This window comes from Sphingomonas sp. Ant20, from assembly GCF_000783375.1.
In the GTDB taxonomy this organism is placed as follows: domain Bacteria; phylum Pseudomonadota; class Alphaproteobacteria; order Sphingomonadales; family Sphingomonadaceae; genus Sphingomonas; species Sphingomonas aerolata.
The window spans coordinates 1-5,794 of sequence record NZ_JRVI01000104.1; the positions used below are offsets into that span (position 1 = coordinate 1).

Here is a 5,794-nt window from a genome sequence, read left to right on the forward strand (position 1 = left end):
GCGGGCGTCCCCATCTGCCGCGTCAGCGCCGCCGCGATCCCCGCGAACGGTGCCGCGCCGCCATGCTTGCCCGCCTTGGCGGACCAGCGCGCCTCGAACCCCTCGCCTTTCGTCGCGCCCGTCTCGGCCTCGCGCTCGCTCGCCTCGCGTTCGCGACGCTCCTTCTTCTTGCCCATCTCGGTCTCCAGCACTGTATTGTACTAACAATACACTATGTAACTATCGTCGGCACCTTGGACAATGGTTCGGCGTTACCCATCTTTGCGAGCACCCGCCCGGCGCCCTCCCGGGCTTGTCGCGTCCGAACAAATGTGGAACAGACTCTCCTATGCTGACCAAGATTTCCGTACGCGGCGCGCGTGAACACAATCTCAAGGACGTCGATATCGACATCCCCCGCGACACGCTGACGGTGATCACCGGGCTGTCCGGCTCAGGCAAGTCGAGCCTCGCCTTCGACACCATCTACGCCGAGGGCCAGCGCCGCTACGTCGAGAGCCTGTCCGCCTACGCCCGCCAGTTCCTCGAGCTGATGCAGAAGCCCGATGTCGACCATATCGAGGGCCTCAGCCCCGCCATCTCGATCGAGCAGAAGACGACGAGCCGCAACCCGCGCTCGACCGTCGCGACCGTCACCGAGATCTACGATTACATGCGCCTGCTCTGGGCGCGCGTCGGCATCCCCTATTCCCCCGCGACCGGCGAGCCGATCGCCGCGCAGACCGTCAGCCAGATGGTCGACCGCGTGATGGCGCTCCCCGAGGGAACGCGGCTCTATCTGCTCGCCCCCGTCGTCCGGGGCCGCAAGGGCGAGTATCGCAAGGAACTCGCCGAGTGGCAGAAGGCGGGCTTCACCCGCGTCCGCATCGACGGCACGATCCACGACATCGACGAGGCGCCCGCGCTCGACAAGAAGTACAAGCACGACATCGAGGTCGTCGTCGACCGCCTCGTCGTCGGCGGCGAGATCGCCACGCGCCTTGCGGAATCGTTCGAAACCGCGCTGAAGCTCGCCGAAGGCCTCGCCTATGTCGACCCCGCCGACCCGGTCGAGCCGCACACCCCCAAGTCCGAGATCCTCGGCAGCAACGCCCCCGACGGCCGCATCGTGTTCAGCGAGAAATTCGCCTGCCCGGTCAGCGGCTTCACCATCTCCGAGATCGAGCCGCGCCTCTTCTCGTTCAACGCCCCCCAGGGCGCGTGCCCGGCCTGCGACGGCCTCGGCGAGAAACTGCTGTTCGACGAGGACCTCGTCGTCCCCAACCACATGCTCAGCATCAAGAAGGGCGCGGTCGTCCCCTGGGCGAAATCCAACCCGCCCTCGCCCTATTACATGCAGGTTCTCGGCAGCCTCGCGCGCGAATATAAGTTCGACATCGAGACCCCCTGGGGCGAGCTCCCCGAAGAGGTCCAGCGCGTCATCCTGCACGGCTCGAAGGGCAAGCCCGTCACGCTCACCTTCATCGACGGCAAGAAGAAATACGACGTCTCCAAGCCGTTCGAGGGCGTCATCGGCAACCTCAACCGCCGCCTGCTCCAGACCGAGAGCGCGTGGATGCGCGAGGAGCTGAACAAATACCAGTCCGCCGCCCCGTGCGAGGTCTGCGCCGGCGCGCGCCTGAAACCCGAAGCGCTCGCGGTCAAGATCGCGATGAAGGACATCAGCTACGCGACCCACCTCTCGGTCGTCGACGCGCTCCAGTTCTTCACCGACATGCCGCAGCATCTCGGCGACCAGCAGAACGCGATCGCCGAACGCATCCTCAAGGAAATCGTCGAGCGCCTCGGCTTCCTCAACAATGTCGGCCTCGACTATCTCAACCTCGACCGCACCAGCGGAACGCTCAGCGGCGGCGAGAGCCAGCGCATCCGCCTCGCGTCGCAGATCGGCAGCGGCCTGTCGGGCGTGCTCTACGTCCTCGACGAGCCCAGCATCGGCCTGCACCAGCGCGACAACGACATGCTCCTCAAGACGCTGCGGCGCCTGCGCGATCTCGGCAACACCGTGCTCGTCGTCGAGCATGACGAGGACGCGATCCGCACCGCCGATTACATCATCGACATGGGCCCGGGCGCAGGCGTCCGCGGCGGCCAGGTCGTCGCGCAGGGCACGCTGAAACAGATCCTGAAGTCCAAGACCAGCATCACCGCCGACTATCTCAACGGCACGCGCGAAGTGCCGGTCCCCGCCACGCGGCGCAAGGGCAACGGCAAGAAGCTCACCGTCCACAACGCCACCGCGAACAACCTGACGGGCGTCACCGCGAGCTTGCCCCTCGGCACCTTCACCTGCGTCACCGGCGTCTCGGGGTCGGGCAAGTCGAGCTTCACGATCGACACGCTCTACGCCGCCGCCGCGCGCGAGCTCAACGGCGCGCGCATCGTGCAAGGGAAACACGACAAGATCACCGGCCTGCAATATCTCGACAAGGTCATCGACATCGACCAGTCGCCGATCGGCCGCACCCCGCGCAGCAACCCCGCCACCTATACCGGCAGCTTCACGCAGATCCGCGACTGGTTCGCCGGCCTCCCCGAAGCCCAGGCGCGCGGCTACAAGCCCGGCCGGTTCAGCTTCAACGTCAAGGGCGGCCGCTGCGAGGCGTGCCAGGGCGACGGCGTGCTCAAGATCGAGATGCACTTCCTCCCCGACGTCTATGTGCAGTGCGACGTCTGCCACGGCGCGCGCTACAATCGCGAGACGCTCGAGGTGAAGTTCAAGGGCCACAGCATCGCCGACGTGCTCGACATGACCGTCGAGGACGCCGCCGAGTTCTTCAAGGCGGTCCCCCCGATCCGCGACAAGATGGCGATGCTGGTCGAGGTCGGCCTCGGCTACGTCAAGGTCGGCCAGCAGGCGACGACGCTCTCGGGCGGCGAGGCGCAGCGCGTCAAGCTCGCCAAGGAACTCTCGCGCCGCGCGACCGGCAACACGCTGTATATCCTCGACGAGCCCACCACCGGCCTGCATTTCGAGGACGTCCGCAAACTCCTCGAAGTCCTCCACGCGCTCGTCGAGCAGGGCAACACCGTCGTCGTGATCGAGCATAATCTCGACGTCATCAAGACCGCCGACTGGGTCCTCGACCTGGGGCCGGAGGGCGGCGTCAAGGGCGGCGAGATCGTCGCCGAAGGCACGCCGGAAAAGGTCGCCAAGGCCAAGGGGAGCTTCACGGGCAAGTATCTGGCGCCGTTGCTGGAGAAGCGGGTGGCGGCGGAATAAGCCAAACTCCCGCTCCCTGTGCGCAGCGACAGACCGCGCGGAAGCATGGGAAGGGTGAGGATGCGACGTTCGGCTATTGCGACGCTATGGCCGACTCGACAACGCCAATAAATATTATAGGTTACGTTGCGAAGGGAAGCGCAATGGTAGCAGACTTAGGAGAGCAGGAGCTTCTGTCGGGCCAGGATTCCCAGTCAGTTAGCCTAAAGGCAAGTTCCGAGAAAAAAGAGAAATAAAAGGCGGGCTACCTTACTCCACTTCTCCCGTAACTTTTAAAAAGACGCTTGATTCGATCATTGTTGCTGAAAGGCCAGAACGTTTTTCGAGCGACTTTATGGCTACAGTCTTGAAAGTGTCTGGAGGGTCAGCGCGTCCGATTCCTCCAATGCTGAAAAAGATGAACTTTATTACAAGCGACGGGATTCCCACCGATTTATATTCGAAATTTAAATCTGATTCGGCAAGGGGGCAGTCTGCTCTTGATGGATTAAAGGCGGCGTACGGCGAACTTTTTAAGCGAAACGAGTTTGTATATCGCGCTGAAGAGAGTGGCGTAAAAGACATTATAGTCGAGATCACTGGTCTCAAAAAAGCTGATCCGATTGTCAGTTTAATCTACCGGAGCTTCGACGCGATAAGGCAGTTTACAGACAGAGCCGCGACACCTGCCGGTGATAGCTCTGTTGTCACTGCTCGCCAAGACGATCCAGATGATCGCCCAGCCGTGGCTGACGTTACGACCGGCCATCGGAGGGGAGGGCTTGGGCTTTCTTATCACATTAACGTGATTCTGCCAGAAACTGAAAACATAGCAGTCTTTAACGCTATATTTCGAAGCCTGCGAGAGAATCTATTGTGACATCAACTCAGGCGATAGAACTATTTATCCTAAAATCGGCTGTTATTACCCGAGAGCTAAATCGGGTTATGTCGACTTTGAAGGTAACGAACGTTCGGTCTGCGCTTGAGCGGGAAACCGACACTTTAATAAGTGGCTACATCGATCAGATCAATTTCGAGATCGTTAGCAACGCCGAGAGAATGGCGGAGTTCTATAAAGTATTCTTTGCTCTTGAGAACGATATTAGAAACCTAGTCGAAGAGACGCTGCAATCTGAACGCGGTGACGAATGGTGGAGTAACGCCGTACCACAGAGCGTTCGAGAGAATGCGCAAAAAAATATAGACAGGGAGGCGTCTGAAGGTCTCCCGCCCCGGTCAACCAGACCGATAGAGTACACAACGTTTGGAGAGTTGAATGATATTATAAAGGAGAATTGGACTAGTTTTTCAGGAATATTTTCGAGGGTGTCAAAGAACCGAGTGCTTCGGGTTCTCATCAGGCTTAACCATGCTCGGGGACCGATCGCTCATTCTAATTTGCTACCCGAGGAAGAGGCTGTCCGCCTCAAATTGGCAGTCAGAGACTGGTACAAGTTAATGGAGTAAAAACCGAAGAGAGGGCGATTGCTTCACAATCACCAGCAACGCCGGCTCGCTCTGCCCCTGGGCACCTCGGGCTGCTCTAGTTTAACTCTGCCAGTATATCGGGTCGATCGGCAGCTCCACCGGCTGCTTGGCGCGATCGCGTAGCAGCCGCCATGCAAGCCGCCGTACAGGCCGAAACATAGGCCAGCTTCCCGCCAACAGCTTCCGGGTCCCGTCGCCGCCTGCTATACTATGCGTATGGCCAAGCTCTCGCCCATCGAATCCGAATTCGAGACCACCGAAGAGGCGGAAGCCTATGACGCGTGGTTCCGCGCGAAGGTCGAAAAGGCGATGACGTCCACCGAGCCCGGCATCCCGCACGATCAGGTCATGGCGATGGTGCAGGAGATCATCGAGCAGCATCGGCCGCGGTGACGCTGCCGCTCGTCTGGACGGACGACGCTACTCGCGACTTGCTGGCAATCGCCAACTATATCGCGCCGCGAAATTTCGCCGCCGCGCAACGGCTGATCGTCGCGATCAGGCACACAGCGGAGACGCTGCCTGATCACCCCTATATCTACCGCCCCGGCCGCATCGCCGCACCCGCGAGGCGGTGGTCCATCCCAACTACATCCTCGTCTACCGCGTCACCGGGACGATCGAGATCCTTGCCATCCTCCACGCCCGCCAGCGCTACCCCTGAAGCCCCGCCGCCGCGCACAACGCTGCATTGATCCGCCCCCGCCAGCCCGACCCGCCGTCGCGAAACTCCGCGCGGACGTCGGGATCGACCCGCACCGTTCCCTGCGGCCTGACCCTGCAACCCCTCGGCCGAGCCGCGCCGTCTCAGCCGCCCGATCCGGCCCCCCACCGCCGCCCGACCGCCGAATTGCACGAAACACCTCGCCAAAAGGTACGGAATGACCGCCCCGGGGGGGCTGTCCTACTACCCCCCGTTTCAGCATATCTGATCGGTCCTCTCCCCTCGGGATAGGATCAAACCGTGAACAAACGTTCCGACACGCCGCCCCGCGCACCGGCCTTCGCGACGGTCCCCGGCACCGACTATGCCGCGCTCTACGCGCCCGAGCCCATAAAGCCGCGGATCACCTCGACCGCCGACACCCCCAGATGGGACGC

General features: G+C 61.8%; 6 protein-coding genes and 1 pseudogene. 5 read left to right on the forward strand and 2 right to left on the reverse strand.

Annotation, left to right across the window (positions count from 1 at the left end; all coding sequences use genetic code 11):
• Window positions 1–191, reverse strand: a 191-nt coding sequence (locus tag NI18_RS13650; RefSeq protein ID WP_037530535.1) for a hypothetical protein, incomplete at its 3' end; no start/stop codon positions are given.
• A 137-nt stretch (window positions 192–328) separates the two neighbouring features.
• On the opposite strand from NI18_RS13650, the gene uvrA reads away from it, so the two are divergent.
• The 5 genes and pseudogenes from uvrA (at window position 329) to NI18_RS13670 (ending at window position 5,357) form a co-directional block, all read left to right on the forward strand.
• Entirely contained in the window at window positions 329–3,223 is a 2,895-nt protein-coding gene (gene uvrA / locus NI18_RS13655; protein ID WP_037530537.1) for an excinuclease ABC subunit UvrA, read from the forward strand.
• A gap of 232 nt (window positions 3,224–3,455) precedes the next feature.
• A complete protein-coding gene (locus tag NI18_RS24410; RefSeq protein ID WP_157840537.1) occupies window positions 3,456–4,082 on the forward strand; it encodes a DUF5343 domain-containing protein in 627 nt (208 codons plus the stop codon).
• 68 nt (window positions 4,083–4,150) lie between these two features.
• Entirely contained in the window at window positions 4,151–4,672 is a 522-nt protein-coding gene (locus tag NI18_RS13660; protein ID WP_084215205.1) for a Swt1 family HEPN domain-containing protein, read from the forward strand.
• A gap of 237 nt (window positions 4,673–4,909) precedes the next feature.
• Entirely contained in the window at window positions 4,910–5,086 is a 177-nt protein-coding gene (locus NI18_RS13665; RefSeq protein ID WP_037530540.1) for a hypothetical protein, read from the forward strand.
• Window positions 5,083–5,357, forward strand: a pseudogene (locus NI18_RS13670) (type II toxin-antitoxin system RelE/ParE family toxin). The gene NI18_RS13665 and the pseudogene NI18_RS13670 overlap by 4 nt, the downstream one beginning before the upstream one ends.
• Here NI18_RS13670 and NI18_RS23440 read toward each other — a convergent pair.
• Complete coding sequence (locus tag NI18_RS23440; protein WP_084215206.1) at window positions 5,348–5,452, reverse strand: BrnA antitoxin family protein; 105 nt, start codon at window positions 5,450–5,452, stop codon at window positions 5,348–5,350. The pseudogene NI18_RS13670 and the gene NI18_RS23440 sit on opposite strands and share 10 nt — an antisense overlap.
• Between the last annotated feature and the right edge of the window lie 342 nt (window positions 5,453–5,794).

Excerpts from the sequence above, each read along its gene's own strand:
- NI18_RS13660 (WP_084215205.1), top strand. The coding sequence starts at position 4,151 with ATGTCGACTTTGAAGGTAACGAACGTTCGGTCTGCGCTTGAGCGGGAA.
- uvrA (WP_037530537.1), top strand. The coding sequence starts at position 329 with ATGCTGACCAAGATTTCCGTACGCGGCGCGCGTGAACACAATCTCAAG.
- NI18_RS13665 (WP_037530540.1), top strand. The coding sequence starts at position 4,910 with ATGGCCAAGCTCTCGCCCATCGAATCCGAATTCGAGACCACCGAAGAG.